Consider the following 18,384-nt stretch of genomic DNA (forward strand, 5'->3'; position numbering starts at 1 on the left):
GCGTCATTCTGCTCCCACGACCGCCCGTGCGTTCCGGGTTCAGCTGTCGATGAACACTCTCCGCGGCCGGACACTGTTCGTCGTGCCCGAGCGTCGGGCCGGTATTTCCGCGGTGAGATTGTCCTTACCTACGCGAAACATGAGGACTCGAGCCGGAAAACTTCGGGCCCCAGGATGTATCCGGCAGCGTATACAGCCCCGCATACGAATTGGGAGCGAGCAGATGACCTCACCGCACCCCGTAGACACGAGACTTCCGTTCTTCCGGCAACTTGCCTTCGGTATCCAGCACGTCCTCATCATGTACACCGGATGCATCACCGTCCCGCTCGTCTTCGGCGCCGCGGTCGGACTCGACCAAGACACCATCGCGATGCTCATCAGCGCTGATCTACTCATCGCCGGTCTCATCACCATCGTGCAGAGCCTCGGGGTGGGGAAACTCGCCGGCGTGCGGCTTCCGATCGTCTGTGGCGCCACCTTTGCGGGTCTCACTCCGATGATCCTGATCGCCGAGGAATACGGGCTTCAGGCGGTCTACGGTTCCATGCTGGTCGGCGGCATCATCGGTCTCGCACTGGCCTGGCCGTTCGCCACGATCATCCGGTTCTTCCCGCCTCTCGTGACCGGTGCCGTGCTCACTGTCGTCGGGATCTCACTGATCGGTGTCGCCGGTGGGCTGATCGTCGGCAGCGATCCCTCTGCTCCGTCGTACGGTTCGCCCGCGGGCATTCTGCTCGCCGTCCTGGTCATGGCCGTCGCCATCGGATTTCTCTGTCTCGGCCGCGGCATCTGGGCCCAACTCGGTGTGCTGATAGCGCTCGTCGTCGGTACAGCGGCGGCCGTACCGCTGGGAATGATCGACCTCAGCGGCGTCGCAGGCTCGTCCTGGGTGGGCCTGCCGTCACCGTTCCACTTCGGGGCGCCCGAATTCCCGATCACCGCAGTCGTCGCGATGAGCATCGTCATGGCGGTCGTGTTCGCCGAGTCCACCGCGAGCATGCTCGCCGTCAGCGAGATCACCGGCAAACGAGTGTCGAAGGGGGACATCGCACGCGGCCTCGCCGGCGACGGCGCATCTGCCGTGCTCGGCGGTATCTTCAACGCCTTCGTCGATACCGTCTTCACCCAGAACGTCGGTGCCGTCGCCACCACACGGGTGTACAGCCGCTACGTGACCGCGACGTCGGGAGCGATCCTGGTGGTTCTCGGCGCGCTGCCGAAGGTGAGTGCGGTCGTCGCGGGCCTGCCGAAGCCCGTGGTCGGCGGTGTGGGTCTGATCCTGTTCGCGACCGTCGCCCTGGTCGGCATCAACACCTTGCGGTCGGTGGACCTGTCCGACCGCATCAACTCCACCATCGCCGCGGTCGCGGTCGGCGTGGGTCTGCTGCCCGAACTATCCGAAGGACTATTCAGCAGGTTCCCGTCCGCAGCGCAGATCCTGCTCGGCAGCGGTATCACCCTGGCTGCCATCACCGCCTTCTCGTTGAACCTGCTCTTCAACCACACGCGGCTCGGGCGCATGGCACGTGCCGCGTCCGGCCCTGGTACGCCGGCCCCCGAGACCTCGGCCGATCTTCCTTCACCCGTAGGAGTGGTACGTGAGCCCGCAACCGTCTGAGCCGTTCGAGGTTCCCGCCGTCGACATCGACCCGTATGTGAGGGGTGGCAGCGCCGACGAGCGTGCCGCCGTCGCCCGTGCGGTCGACGACGCATGCTCGCGGGTCGGCTTCATCCAGATCCTCGGCCACGGCATTCCGGAGACGGCGATCGCCGGACTCACCTCCGCCGTCGACGACTTCTTCGGTCTCTCGATGGAGGTCAAGCGCGAGTATCGGGTCGAAGGAGCGAACCGCGGCTACAGCCCGCCGAAAAGCGAGTCGCTCAGCCTGAGCCTCGGTGTCGAGTCCGCGAGTCGCATGAACGACTTCTTCGAGGCATACAACGTCGGAACCGAAGCCCGGTCCTTCCCGGACCTGGACCTGTCCGAAGACGACTACGGACTCAACCTCTGGCCCGACGTGCCCGGCTTCGAAGACCGGGTGCAGGCGTACTACGCCGAGGCCGGCCGGGTCGCCCGCACCCTCACGCGCATCTTCGCCGACGCGCTCGGCCAATCACCGGACTTCTTCGCCGACCTGACCGATCACTCGATCGACGTGCTGCGGATGAACAACTACGCCCTGCCCGAAGGCACCGTGAACCTCGACGGCGACCTCACGGGCATGGGGGAGCACACCGACTTCGGGATCGTCACCGTGCTGTGGGCCGATCGGGTTGCGGGTTTGCAGGTGCTGGGCAGCGACGGCATCTGGCACGACGTGTCCCCGTCGCCGGGAGCGCTGCTCGTCAATCTCGGCGACCTCACCGCCCGCATCACCGACGATCACTGGATGTCCACGTTGCATCGGGTCAAGCCTCCCGTCGTGGACGGTCGCATTCAGCGTCGTCGTTCGGTGGCCTACTTCCACGACGGCAACGTCGACGCGGTCGTCTCCACCTTGCCGGAGTATGCGGGTCCCGATCCGTACGAACCCGTCGTCGTGCGGGACCACATCAAGGCGAAGCTTGCCGGCTCCCGGCACGGCACGAAGAACACCGCGGCAGAGCGGGAAGCGGCGCGGGTGCTCGCCGCAGCGGGGGAGAACCGATCGTGAGCCATGTCGTCCTCGTTCACGGGGCGTGGGCGGGTAGCTGGGTCTGGGACACGGTGACGGAACCACTGACCGCGGCAGGGCATACACCGCACGCGTTGTCGCTGCCCGGGGTGGGCCGGTGGGCCGACCGCGATGTCACGCTCGACGACGTTGCCGGACACGTCGCCGAGTACGTGGCCGGACTCGAAGGCACCGTGTTCGTCGTCGGGCACTCCGGTGGTGGCATCGTTGCGACACAGGTCGCGGAGATGATGCCCGACCGTGTCGCCGGAGTCGCGTACGTGGCGGGAATGATGCTGCCGTCCGGCGTCGACTTCGGGCAGTTGTGCGACGGTCTGGGACTCGAACCGCCGGTGGGGATTTCGAAGTGGTTGCAGGTCACGGCCGACGGTCGCGGAACCGTGGTGCCGCCCGAAGCCGCTGCCGCAGTCTTCTTTCACGAGGCCGACGCCGTCGATGCGATGGAGGCGGCGCGCAGACTGCGTCCGCAACTCGAGGCTGCGCGGCTCATGGCGCCCATCTGGACGGCGGATCGATTCGGATCGCTGCCGAGGCTGTACATCGAGGCGCTACGCGACCGTTCGGTCCCACTCGCCGCGCAGAGGGAGATGCAGCGGCTCGTTCCGGGAGCGACGGTCGTGAGCCTGGACACCGACCATGCCCCCCAGTTGTCCGCGCGCACCGAGCTTGCGCGGGCACTCGTGGAGTGGTGTTCGGCCGTGCTACCTGCAGCAACCGTGTCAGTGGGGTCGCGGTAGGACGGCACTGCCCGGTTTCGGTTGCAGGGGCCGCTTGTTTGCTGCCCTACCTTCCGGTAGGTAGTCTGGTTTCGTGCCTACTTCACCCGCGATCGAAATCCACGCCCTGACCAAGTCCTACGGTGACCGCGTCGTCCTCGACGACGTGTCGGTCGATGTTGCCCGCGGTAGTCGCACGATCGTCCTCGGCCCCAACGGCGCAGGAAAGTCCACCCTGCTGGAGATCATCGCGACTATCCGTACCCCGACCTCGGGAAGTGTTCGCATCGAAGGCCACGACTCCCGCGAACACCTGCGGGACGCACGACGTTCGATCGGACTCACACCCCAGTCGAATGCGCTCGATCCCCTTGCCACCCCGACGGAGATCTTCGAGTTCCAGGGCTTCGCGCTCGGAATGGGCCGGCGAGGCGCACGCGAACGCGCGCGCGAACTCGTCGAACTGTTCGGCCTCGGAGAACACAGCCGCAAACGAATCGCGCAGCTGTCGGGCGGCACCCGGCGCAAGGTCGATCTGGCGGTCGCGCTGATAGGCGAACCGCCCGTCATCGTTCTCGACGAACCGACAACCGGACTGGACCCACTCGCCCGTCTGGATTTCTGGAACGAGTTGACGCGACTGAACGACAGCGACCCGAACCGCACTCTTCTGATCTCGACGCAGGACCTGCACGAAGCGGAGGTCCTCGCCACGGACATCGTGGTGCTCCGGGAGGGCCGTGTCGTCGCGCACGACACGCCCGACACTCTCAAACGACGGGTCGGTGAGCGCACTCTCACTCTCGGATTGGCGAACCGGGCCGCCGCGCAGCACCTGATCACTAAGTCTCGTACGGCATTTCAGGCGGAGCCTCGAGCGGAAGACCTCGTTCGCCTCGCTTTGCCGGAGGATTCGAACGTGCTCGAGACCGCCCTGGAAGACATCGGTGCCATGGCGGGAGCGGTACGTGAAATCAGGCTGTCGGAACCATCTCTCGACGATGTGTTCGTTGCACTCGCATCTCGCTGACACGTCGGCTTCTCTGCTCGAAGGACACGAATGATCTCCACTGCAACATCTCCCGTTCACACCCCGGCCGCCATCCCGATCACGGTCGTCACGGCAGCGACGATCCGCTCGCTCCGGACGCTGCTGCGTTCCCCGGCGTTGTTGGTCAGCCCCCTTGCACAATCGCTGTTCTTCCTGCTCGTCTACACCGGTCAGTTGAGCACCGTCGGAGAGACCTATCTGCCCGGCGGTAGCTTCATCGCCTTTCTCCTGCCACTGATTCTCGTCACCGGAGTCGCGACCGGTGCCGGAGCGGCGGGCACCCTGGTCCATCAGGACGTGTCGAGCGGATATCTCGACCGGCTCCGCATGGCGCACGGAACGTCCGCGCCTTTTCTCGCGGGGACACTCGTCGCGACCCTCATCGTTGTCGCATTCCAGCAGGTCGTGACCGTCGCAGGCGCCGTACTGGTCGGTTACCGCCCGGGGGCGCTGCCGGGAGTGGTTGCCATGCTCGGTCTCATGCTCGTTCTCGGCCTCGCGGTGGCATTGTTCACGGTGGCACTCGCCGTGCGCGGAGCCTCGACATCGAGCATCAACCTGGTCACCCTCGTAGTGTTCGGCATGTCGTTCTTCACGGGATTCTTCGCTCCCGTCGAACAGCTTTCCGGGTGGATGCGTGCGGTCGCCACCATCAACCCGATCACCTACCTCGTGGAGACCGCGCGCCATCTGGAAAGCGGAGCCGCCCTCGAGGCGGCGCCCCTCGCGACCGCCGTGCTCGTTACGCTCCTGGTAGCGGGTGCACTTGCCTGTGTCCTGTCGTCGAACCATGCCCGGAGGAACCGATGATCGACGGAACCGATACCCGGACGCAGATCATGAGGGCGTTCGCCGACCAACTCGCCGCGACCGGTTACTCCGGCATCTCGCTCGTGGGGGTGGCCGACGACGTCGGGATCCGCAAACCCTCGATCTACCACCACTTTCCCGGTGGGAAGGAAGACCTCTACCGGGCAGTGGCGCAAGAGTTCATCGAAGGTCTCCACGTGCACATCCTGGAGGCGCTCGGAAGCGACGGACCGTTGGACGATCGTCTGACCGCGCTCGCCGTTGTCTCCTCCGAGCACCACCGGTCCACGATCACGTTCGAGCAACGGATCTACGACGCCCTCGACCAGGTGGGCGAGACGACCCGCGAGGAGATTTCCGGACTCTATGTCCGCAAAGTCCTCGACCCGGTTGTCGCCCTGTTTGCCGACGCCGTCGACAGGAACGAACTCACCGGGGAACCCGAGTTCTTGATGAACGCCTTCCTTCACCTCGCACGCGCGACGGAGTCCGGCGGATCTGCCGTTGCACGCCGGATCACGGAGTTGTTCCTGAACGGCGCACGGCCACGCCCCGACGGGGTCGGCTAGAACGCGGTGCCCCAGGCGGCACCGAGTCGTGCGCGGAGCGCGGCCTTGTCGTCGTCCGGTAGCCAGCAGGCGTCGACGGAGCCGATCGCGATGTCGCACAACTGTTCCGGCGTCACCAGTCCTTCTTCGACGACCGTGACGTACTCGTCGCTGATATCGCGGCCCAGCATCGCGGGGTCGTCGCTGTTGACGGTGACGTGCAGCCCGGCCTCGAGCATGCGCGGGAGGGAGTGGTCACGCACCGACGGGTAGACCTGGGATATCAGGACGTCCGAACTGGGGCACAGCGTGAACACGATCCCGCGATCGGCTGCTTCTGCGGCCAGCGCAGGATCCTCGACGACGAGTGGACCGTGGTCGATCCGTTCGCAGCCGGGCACGCGGATCGCGTCGGCGACGCTCTGTACCCCGAACTCGCCGGCGTGGTAGGTCCGGCGAAGCCCGCGCCGGCCGGCCTCCGCGAACACGGGGGCCAACGCGGCGTCGTCGACGCCGGCTTCGATGCCGTCACCCCCGATCCCGACGAGGAACCCGTCGGGATCGGGCAGTGAGGTCAGAAGGTCGAGTTCCAGCAGCGCGAGGTGGGGACCGAGAAACTTGGTGCAGTCCATGATCATTCGGACGCCGATCCCGGTCTCTGCGATTCCGTCTCGCAGCCCCGCGGTGATCCCGTCCCACAGGTGCGCGGCGGGCACACCTCGGGAGAGATGCACGTGCGGAGTGAAGAACATCTCGGTGTAGACGATGCCTGTGGCGGCTGCGTCGAGCACCGATTCGTACGCGACGCGGTGGAAGTCCGCGGGGGAGACGATCGTGCTGCACACCGTGTCGTACACGTCGAGGAAGTGCCGCAGGTCGCGGTACGTGTAGAGCGTGCGCATGTCGTCCACGGGCAGCGGCGTGCCGTTGGCTGCGGCGAGTGCGTGCACCGTGTCGGGGCGGACGGTGCCCTCGAGGTGGCGGTGCAGTTCGATCTTGGGCAGCGCCCGCACTGCCTCGAGGGTCACCGTCATCGGGTTACGCTCCGCCCTTGTATTCGACCTCGAACTCGCCGGACTTGATCTTCTCCCGGTACTCCTCGAAGAGCGCCATCGCCTCGGGGGAGATCTTGTCGGCGAACGCAGGGTTCACCGCGACGTCGACGCCGCCCTCCGCGAAGTCCACGTCGTAGTACTTGGCGGGATCGATGTTGCCCGACTCGACGTCTGCCACCATCGCGCGGAGGACCTCGTCGAGATTCCACACGATCGAGGACACGACGTTCTCGGGGGCGAGCGGCGTCTGGTCCATCGCGTAACCGGCGACACCCACGCCGCGCTGCTTGGCACCTTCGATCGTGGCCGCGTCCACGCCGCACGTGGTGAACTGATCGGCGCCCTGGTCGACGAGCGCGTTGACAGCCTCGAGGGTCTGGGCCGCAGCGTCGGACCATCCGCCGATGTAGGACGGCCGGAGCTGGATTTCGCCCGGTCCCTTGTAGCTCAGGCGGGCACCGTCGGCGAACGACTCGATCTGCGCCTTGCGCACCGGGATCTCGAAACCGGCTGTGCCGGCCAGAATTCCGGACTTCGTCAGGTCACCGGCGAGAATGCCCGACAGGAAGGAGCCCTCGTAGAACGGTTGGCTGTAGTCGGCGAGGTTGGCAGTGATGTCACCGAACCCGCCGGCGTAGGCGAACAACACGTCTGGGTAGTCCGCGATGACACCCTTGATCGGCTCGCCGTAGTTGAACGAGTGTCCCACGACGAGGTCGTGGCCGTCCTCGGCGAGGTCGGTCACGATCTGGGCGATCTGTTCGGAGGTGGCGCCCGAATCCTGCTGCACCACGGTCAGATCGATGAGTCCCTCGGCTTCGAGTTTCTCGGCGCCTTCCACCATGCCCTGGTTCCACCCGAGGTCGTTGACCGGGCCTGAGGTGATGATGGCGGCTTTGACGACGCCGTCGGACGACGACGATGCTCCGGACTCCGAACTCGACGAGCATCCGGAAACGGCGACTCCGGCCGCGGCGATCACCGCAACAGCGGTACCCAGTTTCTTCACGTGTTTCTCCTAGGGGAACGGAGACTCGTGTACACGAGCCTGTCTCGGGGGGGGTAGTTATCTGGCAGGAACGAAGGGAACGCCGAGTGCCTTGGGTGCGTTGTTGCGGGCGAAACCCACGGTGGTCACGACAACGGCGACGAGGGTTACCGCGTACGGCATCGCCTGGAAGAGTTCGTACGGCACCGAGGTCGCTTGACCACCGGACGCTGCTTGCACGCGCAACTGGAAGGCATCGACGAGGCCGAACATGAAGCCGCCGGCGATGGCGCCGAGCGGGTTCCACCTGGCCAGGATCACCACACCGAGGGCGATCCAGCCTCGTCCGCCGGTGATGCCGTCCTGGAAGAAGCCGAGTCCGTCGATCACGAGAGCGCCGGCCATGCCCGCTGTTGCGCCGGAGATCAGAAGGGTGATCCAGCGGGTGCGGGGAACCGAGACGCCGACCGAATCGGCAGCCTCGGGACTCTCTCCCGCCGCGCGCACGGACAGTCCGAACGCGGTGCGCGAGAGCACCCACCACAGCGCCACCACCAGCAGCAGTGCCGCGTAGACGAGGGGCGACTGGGAGAAGACGATCTGGCCGATCGCGGGAATGTCCGAGAGCACGGGCAGGTCGACGGGCGTGCTGCCCTGAATGCGCGGGGGTGTGCCGGTCATCCCGAAGACCTGGAGGTAGAGGAACGACGCGAGTCCGGTCCCGAGGATGACCACCGAGATTCCGGTGATGATCTGGTCGACTGCCATCGTGATCGTCAGGTAGCCGACGATCGCAGCGGTCAGGAGGCCGGCGACAGCGCCGGTGACGGCCCCGAACAGAGGGTTTCCGGTGTAGTAGACGGTCACGAATGCCGTGATGGCACCGACCATCATCTGGCCTTCGATACCCAGGTTCATGAGGCCGGAACGTTCGGCCAGGCAGGCTCCCGCAGCAGCGAGGATGATGGGCACCGCGAGGCGCAGCGCGGCCGTGAGCAGGGGGACGAGCGCTCCGGCGCCCAGGACGTCGGACCAGTTCATCGGGCACGCTCCACGATTCGATTGGCGAGCAGCACCGTCAGGATCATCACGGCCTGCACGACGGTGCCGATCGAGGCCGGGATCTCCTGGGTGCGCTGCACGGCCTGGCTACCGAGGGTCAGCCCCGAGACCAGGGCCGCCGCAAGGACGATGCCGAACGGGTTCCGCCGTCCGAGCAGGGCCACCACGATCGCGGTGAATCCGATGCCAGAGGAGACGGCGAGCGACAGGCGGAACTCGCTGCCGAGCAACATGATCGCTCCGGCGATGCCACCGAGCGCGCCGCTGACAAGTGCGGAGGTGACGATGGTCCGCGCAACCGAGATGCCGTTTGCCGCAGCCACGCTGGGGCTCTCACCGACGATCTGAGACGAGAATCCGAACCGGGTCGAGCGCATCAGCCACCAGACCAGCGGGACCGCTGCGACAGCGACGAACACGCCGATGTGGATCCGCGTGCCCGGAATGGTCGCCAGGGCCGCCCACTCGGGGATGCGTTCGGATTCCGGGGTGAACCCGTTGGGATTGGCGAGGGGTTTGCGCACCGCCCAGGCCAGGGCATAGAACACGAGGTAGTTGAGCATGAGCGAGGAGATGATCTCGTTCACCCCGAGTCGTGCCTTCAGCACGCCTGCGATACCGCCGATGCACGCGCCGGCGGCGGCCGCGGTGACGGCCACGACCGGGATCGCGACCCAGCTCGTGCCGAGTGGGATGCTCAGCACCACTGCCGCTGCGGTGATGGCTCCGACGTCGTAGTGGCCCTGCGCGCCGATGGTGATGAATCCCGTGCGGTATGCGATCGCGTAGCCGAGGCCCATGAGCACCAGCGGTGTCATGCCGGTGAGCAGACGTCCGAGCTGGGTGTCGCCGCCGAGTGCGGCGTTCAGCATCGTCGCGTAGGCCTGTCCGGGGTTGCCCCCGGCGAGGACGATCAGTACCGCGCCGACAGCGAGACCCACGACCACTGCGAGGAACGGGATCCCGACGGTGGTCAGGAGGCCGCGCAGGCGCGAACTCGTCGCCGGGTCCGGGGTCGGTGCCGCCGTCGGCGGACTCAGCATGCCGGTGCTCATGCCGCCACTTCCTGGAATCCGCCCATCGCGGAACCGAGAGCCTCGCGGTCGAACGGGCCCTCGTCGAATTCCGCGACGATGCGGCCGCGATACAGGACGACGACACGGTCTGCGAGACTGCAGATCTCGTCGAGGTCGGAGGAGATCAGCAGGATCGCGGCACCACGCGCCCGGTGTTCGACGAGGGTGTCCCACACGAATTCCGTTGCGCCGACGTCGAGACCGCGTGTCGGCTGGGCCACGACCAGCACGGCGGGAGCGCCGTCGAGAACCCGGCCGAGCACCACACGCTGGGCGTGGCCGCCGGAGAGCGTGCCCGCGAGCGTGCGGGGGCTCGAGGCCTTCACCGACAGGGCAGCGATGATGCGTTCGGCGCGTTCACGGATGGCGCTGCGGGACAGTCGGCCCCCGCGCCGCGCGAGGGGAGGGGTGGTGTAACTGTCGACCGCGAGATTCGTGTCGATGCCGAGCGATTTCACCAGGCCGCGGGTGTAGCGGTCGGAGGGAACGATGCCGACCCCGGCATCGCGGAGAAAGCGCGGACTCGAGATGTCGACCTCCCGGTCGGCGATGCGCACCGCACCGGACGCATCGGCAGCGAGGCCGGAGAGGACGTCCTCGAGCGAGGACTGCCCGTTGCCCTCGACACCGGCCACCGCGACGAGTTGCCCGGCCCCGACCCGCAGGGTCACCTCGTCCAGCTTTCCGGGCACCGAGACCCCGACGAGTTCGAGCGTGCGTCCTCCGGACGGTTCCGCAGCGGCGCGGCGAATGCCGAGACCGACGTCGCGTCCGACCATGTCGCGGGCGAGTTCGGCGGTGGTGACCTCTGCGACCGGTTTCTCCGCGACCAGCCGTCCGCCGCGGAGCACACCCACCCGGTCTGCCGCTTCGAGCACTTCTTCGAGGTGATGCGTGATGAGCACGATTCCGACACCCCGCTCGACCGCCAGATCGCGAATCTGTGCCAGCAGTGAATGTACCTCCGCGGGAGCGAGATTCGCGGTCGGTTCGTCGAGCAGGAGATAGCGGGCGCCGAGGTGCAGGGCGCGCAGGATCTCGACGCGCTGTTGCTCGCCCACCGACAGAGTGTCGACGCGTGCCGACGGGTCGCAGGCAAGCCCGGTTTCGGCTGCCAGCGCCGAGATCTCGTCACACGTGCGGCGCAGCCGTCCTCGGCCGACAACTCCCCGCGAGCGCCCCAGGAGGAAGTTCTCGGCAACCGTCATCGACGGGACCAGCATGAAATGCTGGTGCACCATAGCGATTCGGTCGCTGCCTCCGGCGTCGAGCGTGAGGTCGTCGACGGTGATGGTGCCCGCATCCGGAGGCAGCAGGCCGGTGAGGATCCGCATCAGCGTGGACTTGCCGGCACCGTTCTCGCCGAGGAGTGCGTAGACCTCACCGGGCCGAATGTGCAGCGAGACGTCGCGGAGGACGATGTTGTCTCCGAACGACCGCGCGATGCCCTGCATCACGACGCCGTCGTCGGCGCCGGAGAGTTCGGCCGCCGGTGCGGTCGTGATGCGGGATGTTGAAGCTGGTGTCACCATTCGGTGTGACCTTCCGAGTAATTCGCTATTTGTTAAGGCGAGACGATCCAGGGTCCGGGTTGAGAGACCATGTCCGATCCGTGACGTTTGTGTTTCGGGGTTCGGGGTTCGGTTTCGTTTGTGCGGAACCTGCGACGTGGAGGGGGAGATGTGACACCGGAGGAACACGATCGGGTTGCCCGGGTCGGACGGGCTGTTCGCATTGCCCGCAGACAGGCGGGACTCAGCGCTCGGACGCTGGCGACGCGCGCCGGGATCAGCCAGGCGTTCCTGAGTCAGGTCGAGCGAGGACTCAACGTGCCGTCGCTGGCGACGCTGTACAAGATCGCAGATGCGTTGGAGTGCTCGCCGTCGCACTTTCTCGACGCGGCGCCGGAAGGAGACGTGCTGGTGGTGCGGGCGGAACGGCGCGTCGCGCAGGCTGTGACCGGGGCCCCGGCCACCCCGACGACGTGGATGGCACAGGGCAACGGAGCGATCGGCGAGGTGTACCAGTACGTCATCGCCCCCGAGGACGATGTCAGCGGGTGGTTTCGCCGCTCGGACGACCTCGTAGTCGTGATCACCGATGGTTGCCTCGAAGTGCGAATGCGGGACCGTGAATCCGTCGTCCTCGAAGAAGGGGACTGCCTGTTCGCCGTCGCCGGCACCGAAATGCAGTGGGAGCACCGGGGAGTGGAACGCGCGCGGGTGGTGCTGTGCGTGGGCGCGCCGCGGGAGCCGTCGTAACACGCACCTCACCGGAACGAGACGGCACGGCAGCATCGCAGGAATTAACTGATAGCGATCACTTGCCGACCCTCTTTCCAGGAGCACCCATGGACGCACTGCCCGTCATCGACCTCCGGCCGTTACGTGACGGAAGCGACCCGCACACGGTCGTTCGCGCGCTCGACGCCGCGTGCACCGACCTCGGGTTCTTCGTCGTGACAGGACACGGCCTCGAGCCGGGACTCCGCGCCGAGACGATGGAGCAGGCGCACCGGTTCTTCTCGTTGCCGTTCGAGGAGAAGATGGAGATCTCTATCGCGAAGTCGCCGTGCCACAGCGGATACGTCCCGCCGAAGGCCGAGACTCTCGACGAGGCGATCGGTGCCGATGCCAAGGAAGCGCTCGACATCACCTACGACCGTGGCCCCGACCACCCGGAGGTCGTCGCGGGCACACCGCTGCACGGGCCGGCGCAGTGGCCGGCCGCACTGATGCCCGAATTCAAGAGCGTCGCCGACGAGTACGCGCACGCCTGCCTCGAGATCAACACGCACCTCATGCGCGGGCTCGCCCTCGCCCTCGGCCTGACCTGCGAGGCCTTCGAGCCCATGTTCACCGATCCCATCGCCTCCCTGCGCATGCTGCACTACGCACCGGCCGGCCCGGGAGAAGTCGCGCCGGGTGCGGGTGCGCACACCGACTACGGTTCGCTGACCCTGCTCGCACAGGACGATGTCGGGGGGCTGCAGGTCGCGGCGCGCGGGGGAGGATGGATCGATGTTGCCACCCCGCCCGACGCGCTGATCGTCAACCTCGGCGACATGATCGCGCGGTGGACCAATCACCGATACGTGTCGACCCTCCACCGGGTGCTCAACCCCGTTGGGAAGGACCGGTATTCACTGCCGTACTTCGTGGCCCCGGATTTCCATGCGGTGATCGAGGCGATCCCCACGTGCGTGGAACAGGGGGCGGAGCCGATTTACCCGCCCATCACGGTCGGGGAGTACATGCTCTCGCGTTTCGACGCGACGCACGACTACCTCAAGAAGGAGGCCTCATGAGGTGTCGGCCCCGATCCGGAATGGTTCGGGATACGGGTCCGGATCGTCAGACGGTAAGACACACGGTCTTGGTCTCGAGGTAGTTCTCCAGTCCTGCCGCACCGTTCTCGTACCCCCACCCGGACTGCTTGTGGCCTCCCTTGACCAGTTCAGGGGAGAAGTACGAGTGGCAGTTGATCCACACTGTGCCGGCGCGGATCGCGCCGGCCATCCGGTGGGCTCGGGAGAGATCCGCTGTCCACACGCTCGCGGCGAGACCGTAGTCGGTGTCGTTGGCCCAGGAGATCACCTCGTCGGTGTCGTCGAACGGGGTGACGGTCACGACGGGCCCGAATATCTCCTCGCGCATCATGGGTAGATCCGGTGCGGCGTCGACTACGACCGTCGGCTCGTAAAAGCTGCCGGACTCGCCCACCGCGCGGCCACCCGTCACGACAGTCGCGCCCCGGCGCACACCGTCGTCGACGTAGGCGGCCACAGTCTGCCGGTGCCGCATGCTCACCAGCGGCCCGAGGTCGGTACCACTGTCGAGTCCGTGTCCCAGTCGGAGTGCGGCGGCAGCCTCGGCAAGACCGTCGACCACCTGCTCGTAGACGGCACGCTCGGCATATACCCGCGACCCTGCGACGCACACCTGCCCGCAGTTGGCGAAGATGCCGCGAGCGAGACCGGGCACAGTCTGCGCCAGCTCTGCATCGCCGAACACCACCGCGGGCGACTTGCCGCCGAGTTCGAGGGTGAGCCGCGCAAGGCGGCCCGCACCGGCCGATGTCACGAGTTTCTTGCCCACTTCGGTCGACCCGGTGAAAGTCACCTTGTCCACGCCCTGGTGCTCGGCCAGCATCCGCCCCACCTCGGCGCCGCCGGTGAGGATGTTCACCGTCCCGGCGGGAAGCCCCGCCTCCGCGAGCAGTTCCCCCAGTCGCAGTGCGGTGAGCGAGGTGTCCTCAGCCGGCTTGAGTACCACCGTGCACCCCGCAGCCAATGCCGGTGCCAGTTTCATGGCAGCCATCAGCAACGGCGAATTCCACGGCACGATCGCAGCCACCACACCTACCGGTTCACGGAGCGTGTGAGCGATGACCTGCTTGCCCAGCGGCTGATAGGTGATCGACGGTGTCACCGTGGTCCCGGTGATCTTCGTTGCCCAACCCGCGTAGTAGCGGAACTGTTCCGCGGCAGAGGGTATCTCCGCGAAGCGGGACGTTCCCCAGGATTTGCCCTGGTCGAGGGTTTCGAGCTCGGCGAGTTCGTCTGCATGATCGTCGATCGCTTCCGCGATCCGCCACAACACCCGTGCTCGAGCCGAGGGGGTGAGTGCCGCCCATTCCTCCCTGAGCGCCCGGCGGGCAGCGATGACGGCGGCGTCCACTTCGTCCTGGCCGGCGCAGGAGAGGACGGCGAGAGGTTTTCCCGTAGCAGGATCGATCGTTTCGAACGGTGTGCCCGATCCCGAGACCCATTCGCCGTCGACCAGTAGACGTTTGTCGCCGCTGGTGAGGAAGGTTGCGCTGTAGCGCGGCAGGACGGCGGTGGTCATGAGTCGGCTCCTCGGGAGTGGACGGGGCGGAACGGCAGCGCACCCCAGCGCAAGCCCTTGGCTTTGAGCCAGCGCCGATAGGTGACAGACGACGCGTCGGCCCGGGTAGGGATCTCGTCGCGGGGATCGAGGGGCAACAGCAGGGGACGTTGGTTCTCGACGATGATGCGGTCCTGAAGGAAAATAACCTGCTCGAACTGCACAAGGTCGGTGTGCGGCGAATCCGGGTCGACGAGATACATCACCGGCTGTGCACGGCAGAGTGTTTCGTCGATCGGCTGGATCAGCAGTGCGATCGCGTCTAGGCGGGTGGGATCGGACGGTGAGACCCGGTACAGCATCACCTGATACGGCGCAGGGACACGGTATGTCAGGTGTGCGAAGGACCCTTCGGACGTGGCGGAGACCTGCGGTTGGAAGAACGTGCAGTCCGTAGCCCACACTTCGTCCGTCTCCTTGCGGATCTCCCACTTGTAGCGCGCAACCTCGGTGGCAGCCTCACCGCCGAGGATGCCGGTGTGCACGAACGGGAAATGCGCCATGTCCAGGAAGTTCTCGACGACACGGCCGGGTGAGCTGCGCATGGTGACCCAGCCGCAGGGCACGTAGCGGCGGTCGGGCTCGTCCGCCTCGTCGATGGTGAAGACGTCTCGCTCCGGGGCGCCGAGAGTGGTCCACACGAACCCGAACCGCCGCCGTACGGGCAGGTGTCGACCGTAGGCCAGCACCGTGGGCTCCCCGTCGCTGCCCACGCTGATCTCGACTTCGGCACCGAGCAGCCGCGTCTGCACAGCTGCACCGGAGACTTCGTTCTCGGCGCACACCGGATACCACTGGTCGAGCACGACGGGGTCGTCACAGATCGGCGAGGTCACCGGACCGGTCACGAGGTACTCCCTTCTGTTCCGGAGATGATGGCTGCCGCCCGTTCGGCGAGCGCGATGACGGGGGCGTTGGTGTTGCACGACGGCAGGACCGGAATCACAGACGCGTCCACCACCCGCAGGGCTGTCACGCCGTGGACCCGGAGATCCGGGTCCACGACCGCGTCGGGGCCCGAGCCCATCGCGCAGGTGCCGGCGGTGTGGAAGAACGTCGCGCAACTTGCGCGTACGAATGCTTCGGCCTCTCGGCGCCCGAGACGCCGGTCGGGTGCGACCGGTGATTCGATCAGTGCCGCGAGGGCAGTGGTCTCGGCCAGGTCGAAGACACGATCGAGCCCGGCGACGAGCGCGTCGCGGTCGCGGGGATCGGACAGGTACCTGGGGTCGATGCACGGCGACACCTCCGGGTCCGGCGACCGCAGCGTCAGCTCCCCGGTGCTGTGGGACCGCATGAGTCCCGGTGAGATCGCGAATACGTCTCCGGTGACATCGAAACGGTCGGCGATCTCCGGGGTTGCGTGACGTCCCTGGACGACGAACGCGTGCAGATCGGGGAGGTCGAGGGACGCGTCGGAGCGCCAGTTGAGAATTGCTCCACCGCCGTTGTCCCGCACCGGTCCCAGTGGCTCACGCGCGCGGAAGTTCACGCCCATGAGCAGCGGATGGTCCTGTAGGTTGCGTCCCACCCCCGGCAGCGCAACGCGGACGGGCACATCGTGCGAGCGCAGTTGCACGGGATCGCCGATGCCGGAGAGGAGCAACAGATGAGGACTCGAGATCGCACCGGCGCACAGCACGGTCTCGATGTCGGCGTGGATCTCGGTCGCGTGTTCGCCCCGGCCTACGCGCACGCCGGTGCACCGCTCACCGTCGAACACCAGACCGGTGACGGTCGAGTCGGTACGGATCGTCAGGTTGGGACGGGACAGCACCGGTTCGACATACGCACGGGCGGTGCTCGCGCGGTGCCCGTCGTCGTCGACAGTGAGATTCGCGAGCGCGGCGCCCTCGATCTCGGGGCCGTTGCAGTCGTCCAGCACAGCCATGCCGAGTTCTGCTGCGGCTCCCAGTAATCCGAGTGCGACGGGGTGCGGATCCGAGGGGCGCGTGATGCGGATCGGTCCTCCGGACCCCCGCAACAGGGTGGCTCCGCCTTCCCAGTCCTCAGCCCGGCGGAAGTAGGGGAGCAGGGACGCGAAGTTCCAGCCCTTCGCGCCCGCTCCCTCCCAGGCGTCGTAGTCGGACGGGTGGCCGCGATACCAGAGCATCGCGTTGATGCTGCTCGACCCACCGAGCACCCGTCCGCGTGGAATGAGGACGGCACGGCCGTCGAGCAGGGGGTTCGGAGCGTAGCTGTGCCCCCAGTCGTACTCGCTCCCCAGGAGATCCGCCCACGTTCCGGGGTGGTCCAGCGCGGCTGCGCCGGTGTGGTCCGGACCGGCTTCTACGAGCAGCACGGTGGTGTCCGGGCTCTCGGTCAGGCGGGCGGCCAGCACGCACCCGGCCGACCCGCCTCCCACGATGACGTAGTCGTACCGGTCAATTGTGTTCACTGGGCCCCATAATCGTGATGCCCTCCGTCGCCTCCACGTGGCGGACGAAGATGTACTTGTCTTCGCGTCCGTCGCTGTGCTTGCGTTTGATGCCCGGCTGCACGCTGCTCGAGACCTTGGCGACGAGCACATAGGGTTCGTCGGCGGCGAGTCCGGCAACACAGTGCTTGTCGAACTCCTCGAGCGTCGTTGCTGTATAGGACTTCTCGATTCCACAACCGCGAGAGATCGCCGCGATGTCGACATTGCCGCGGGCCGTATGCGTCGGTGGGCCACCGATGGATTGGTAGCACTCGTTGTCCCACACGACGGTGAACAGGTTGCGTGGCTTCTCGTTGGCCAGTGTGGCGAGGATGCCGAGGTTGAACAGCATGCCTCCGTCGGTGTCGAGGGAGATGATTCTGCGGTGCGGCAAGCCGACGGCGAGTCCGAACGCCTGCGGGGTCACACAACCGAGTTGCTGCTGGAACAGGCTCGCCTGCCGCATGTGTGGAGCGGCGTTGTACCACTCGTCGACGCTGGAGCCGAGCGAGAGGATGACCAGTTCGTCCTCGAGGCGGGCGGCGAGTGCCTGCATGCACTCGAATCGGGTCATGCGCATGGTGGTCATCGGACGAGTCCTCCTCCGAGAGCGATGGCGGAATGGTGGTAGGCCGAGTAGGACCATTCGAATGCGTCGCGGATGGCGCGCTCGATGCCTTCTTCCTCGCGCACGATGCGGTACGGGATGCGCAGAGCGTCGAGGATCGGTTCCATGGTGATCCCGTGCGGTACGGCCCACCAGTTGTTCTCGCCGAGTTCGCCGCGGTAGCTCATGAGCATGATGACCGGGATGCCGGCTCCGAGTCCCATCCGGGCGAGGGGTTCGACCGAGGCGCGGAGTCCGGAGTTCTCCATGATGAGCGCGGCTCGCTTGCCGGAGAGGAAGATTCCGCCGCAGATCGCGGCACCTTCACCCTCGTTGGTCACCTGGATGGTGCGGATCCCCGGGTGTGCGTCGAGTGCGGGGTACAACTCTTTGAACAGGGAATCCGGTAGATAGCAGACGGTGCTCACGCCGGCCTGCTCGAGGCCGCGGATCACCGCGTCGACGGTGGATTGCTGCATGTCGGTCCT

Annotated in this window: 18 protein-coding genes; 8 read left to right on the plus strand and 10 right to left on the minus strand. The window is 66.6% G+C overall.

Annotated features, from left to right (window positions below; all coding sequences use genetic code 11):
* The first annotated feature begins 223 nt into the window (after window positions 1-223).
* The 6 genes from HF877_RS13030 (at window position 224) to HF877_RS13055 (ending at window position 5,824) form a co-directional block, all read left to right on the plus strand.
* A complete protein-coding gene (locus tag HF877_RS13030) occupies window positions 224-1,621 on the plus strand; it encodes a nucleobase:cation symporter-2 family protein (RefSeq protein WP_169621586.1) in 1,398 nt (465 codons plus the stop codon).
* Window positions 1,602-2,657: an isopenicillin N synthase family oxygenase gene (locus HF877_RS13035; RefSeq protein ID WP_169621587.1), complete on the plus strand. Its 1,056-nt coding sequence runs from the start codon at window positions 1,602-1,604 to the stop codon at window positions 2,655-2,657. Before HF877_RS13030 ends, HF877_RS13035 begins: the two co-directional genes overlap by 20 nt.
* On the plus strand, window positions 2,654-3,415 hold the full coding sequence (locus HF877_RS13040) for an alpha/beta fold hydrolase (RefSeq protein WP_169621588.1): 762 nt from the start codon (window positions 2,654-2,656) through the stop codon (window positions 3,413-3,415). Before HF877_RS13035 ends, HF877_RS13040 begins: the two co-directional genes overlap by 4 nt.
* Window positions 3,416-3,488: 73 nt before the next feature.
* Window positions 3,489-4,424, plus strand: a complete 936-nt coding sequence (locus tag HF877_RS13045; protein WP_169621589.1) for an ABC transporter ATP-binding protein — start codon at window positions 3,489-3,491, stop codon at window positions 4,422-4,424.
* A gap of 30 nt (window positions 4,425-4,454) precedes the next feature.
* Complete coding sequence (locus HF877_RS13050; RefSeq protein ID WP_169621590.1) at window positions 4,455-5,255, plus strand: ABC transporter permease; 801 nt, start codon at window positions 4,455-4,457, stop codon at window positions 5,253-5,255.
* Window positions 5,252-5,824 carry a TetR/AcrR family transcriptional regulator gene (locus tag HF877_RS13055; RefSeq protein WP_169621591.1) on the plus strand — a complete coding sequence of 191 codons (573 nt, stop codon included), beginning with the start codon at window positions 5,252-5,254 and terminating at the stop codon, window positions 5,822-5,824. Before HF877_RS13050 ends, HF877_RS13055 begins: the two co-directional genes overlap by 4 nt.
* On the opposite strand, the gene add is transcribed toward HF877_RS13055, so the two are convergent.
* From add to HF877_RS13080, 5 genes are read right to left on the minus strand one after another with little or no spacing between them, the layout of a single operon-like run.
* Window positions 5,821-6,837: an adenosine deaminase gene (gene add / locus HF877_RS13060; protein WP_169621592.1), complete on the minus strand. Its 1,017-nt coding sequence runs from the start codon at window positions 6,835-6,837 to the stop codon at window positions 5,821-5,823. The genes HF877_RS13055 and add overlap by 4 nt on opposite strands.
* Before the next feature lie 4 nt (window positions 6,838-6,841).
* Window positions 6,842-7,867: a BMP family protein gene (locus HF877_RS13065; protein WP_346765143.1), complete on the minus strand. Its 1,026-nt coding sequence runs from the start codon at window positions 7,865-7,867 to the stop codon at window positions 6,842-6,844.
* Window positions 7,868-7,924: 57 nt separating this feature from the next.
* Window positions 7,925-8,887: an ABC transporter permease gene (locus HF877_RS13070; RefSeq protein WP_169621593.1), complete on the minus strand. Its 963-nt coding sequence runs from the start codon at window positions 8,885-8,887 to the stop codon at window positions 7,925-7,927.
* A complete protein-coding gene (locus HF877_RS13075) occupies window positions 8,884-9,963 on the minus strand; it encodes an ABC transporter permease (RefSeq protein ID WP_240952348.1) in 1,080 nt (359 codons plus the stop codon). Before HF877_RS13075 ends, HF877_RS13070 begins: the two co-directional genes overlap by 4 nt.
* On the minus strand, window positions 9,960-11,516 hold the full coding sequence (locus HF877_RS13080) for an ABC transporter ATP-binding protein (RefSeq protein WP_169621594.1): 1,557 nt from the start codon (window positions 11,514-11,516) through the stop codon (window positions 9,960-9,962). The genes HF877_RS13075 and HF877_RS13080 overlap by 4 nt, the downstream gene beginning before the upstream one ends.
* A 150-nt stretch (window positions 11,517-11,666) precedes the next feature.
* Between HF877_RS13080 and HF877_RS13085 the strand changes: the two genes are divergently transcribed.
* Window positions 11,667-12,245 carry a helix-turn-helix domain-containing protein gene (locus HF877_RS13085; protein WP_169621595.1) on the plus strand — a complete coding sequence of 193 codons (579 nt, stop codon included), beginning with the start codon at window positions 11,667-11,669 and terminating at the stop codon, window positions 12,243-12,245.
* Between the two features lie 89 nt (window positions 12,246-12,334).
* Window positions 12,335-13,291 carry an isopenicillin N synthase family oxygenase gene (locus tag HF877_RS13090; protein ID WP_169621596.1) on the plus strand — a complete coding sequence of 319 codons (957 nt, stop codon included), beginning with the start codon at window positions 12,335-12,337 and terminating at the stop codon, window positions 13,289-13,291.
* 46 nt (window positions 13,292-13,337) lie between these two features.
* Here HF877_RS13090 and HF877_RS13095 read toward each other — a convergent pair whose 3' ends face one another.
* The 5 genes from HF877_RS13095 to HF877_RS13110 are packed head-to-tail and all read right to left on the minus strand — an operon-like array spanning window position 13,338 to window position 18,375.
* Window positions 13,338-14,831, minus strand: a complete 1,494-nt coding sequence (locus tag HF877_RS13095; RefSeq protein WP_169621597.1) for an aldehyde dehydrogenase family protein — start codon at window positions 14,829-14,831, stop codon at window positions 13,338-13,340.
* Window positions 14,828-15,718 (minus strand): aromatic ring-hydroxylating dioxygenase subunit alpha, encoded by an 891-nt coding sequence (locus tag HF877_RS21360; protein ID WP_169621598.1) that lies wholly within the window; start codon window positions 15,716-15,718, stop codon window positions 14,828-14,830. Before HF877_RS21360 ends, HF877_RS13095 begins: the two co-directional genes overlap by 4 nt.
* The gene (locus HF877_RS21645) at window positions 15,715-17,268 is read right to left on the minus strand and encodes a GMC family oxidoreductase N-terminal domain-containing protein (protein WP_346765144.1); all 1,554 of its coding nucleotides are present in this window, start codon (window positions 17,266-17,268) and stop codon (window positions 15,715-15,717) included. Before HF877_RS21645 ends, HF877_RS21360 begins: the two co-directional genes overlap by 4 nt.
* Window positions 17,255-17,878 (minus strand): thiamine pyrophosphate-dependent enzyme, encoded by a 624-nt coding sequence (locus HF877_RS21365; RefSeq protein ID WP_240952351.1) that lies wholly within the window; start codon window positions 17,876-17,878, stop codon window positions 17,255-17,257. Before HF877_RS21365 ends, HF877_RS21645 begins: the two co-directional genes overlap by 14 nt.
* Complete coding sequence (locus tag HF877_RS13110) at window positions 17,875-18,375, minus strand: thiamine pyrophosphate-binding protein (protein ID WP_169621600.1); 501 nt, start codon at window positions 18,373-18,375, stop codon at window positions 17,875-17,877. The genes HF877_RS21365 and HF877_RS13110 overlap by 4 nt, the downstream gene beginning before the upstream one ends.
* Between the last annotated feature and the right edge of the window lie 9 nt (window positions 18,376-18,384).

The sequence above is a fragment of the Rhodococcus sp. BL-253-APC-6A1W genome, assembly GCF_012843405.1.
Classification (GTDB): Bacteria; Actinomycetota; Actinomycetes; order Mycobacteriales; family Mycobacteriaceae; genus Rhodococcus.

What these genes read in the sequence shown, in the direction of transcription:
- HF877_RS13090 (WP_169621596.1), top strand. Translation starts at nt 12,335, where the DNA reads ATGGACGCACTGCCCGTCATCGACCTCCGGCCGTTACGTGACGGAAGC.
- HF877_RS21365 (WP_240952351.1), bottom strand. Translation starts at nt 17,878, where the DNA reads ATGACCACCATGCGCATGACCCGATTCGAGTGCATGCAGGCACTCGCC.
- add (WP_169621592.1), bottom strand. Translation starts at nt 6,837, where the DNA reads ATGACGGTGACCCTCGAGGCAGTGCGGGCGCTGCCCAAGATCGAACTG.
- HF877_RS13080 (WP_169621594.1), bottom strand. Translation starts at nt 11,516, where the DNA reads ATGGTGACACCAGCTTCAACATCCCGCATCACGACCGCACCGGCGGCC.
- HF877_RS13070 (WP_169621593.1), bottom strand. Translation starts at nt 8,887, where the DNA reads ATGAACTGGTCCGACGTCCTGGGCGCCGGAGCGCTCGTCCCCCTGCTC.
- HF877_RS13055 (WP_169621591.1), top strand. Translation starts at nt 5,252, where the DNA reads ATGATCGACGGAACCGATACCCGGACGCAGATCATGAGGGCGTTCGCC.
- HF877_RS13050 (WP_169621590.1), top strand. Translation starts at nt 4,455, where the DNA reads ATGATCTCCACTGCAACATCTCCCGTTCACACCCCGGCCGCCATCCCG.
- HF877_RS13030 (WP_169621586.1), top strand. Translation starts at nt 224, where the DNA reads ATGACCTCACCGCACCCCGTAGACACGAGACTTCCGTTCTTCCGGCAA.
- HF877_RS13075 (WP_240952348.1), bottom strand. Translation starts at nt 9,963, where the DNA reads ATGAGCACCGGCATGCTGAGTCCGCCGACGGCGGCACCGACCCCGGAC.
- HF877_RS13110 (WP_169621600.1), bottom strand. Translation starts at nt 18,375, where the DNA reads ATGCAGCAATCCACCGTCGACGCGGTGATCCGCGGCCTCGAGCAGGCC.
- HF877_RS13095 (WP_169621597.1), bottom strand. Translation starts at nt 14,831, where the DNA reads ATGACCACCGCCGTCCTGCCGCGCTACAGCGCAACCTTCCTCACCAGC.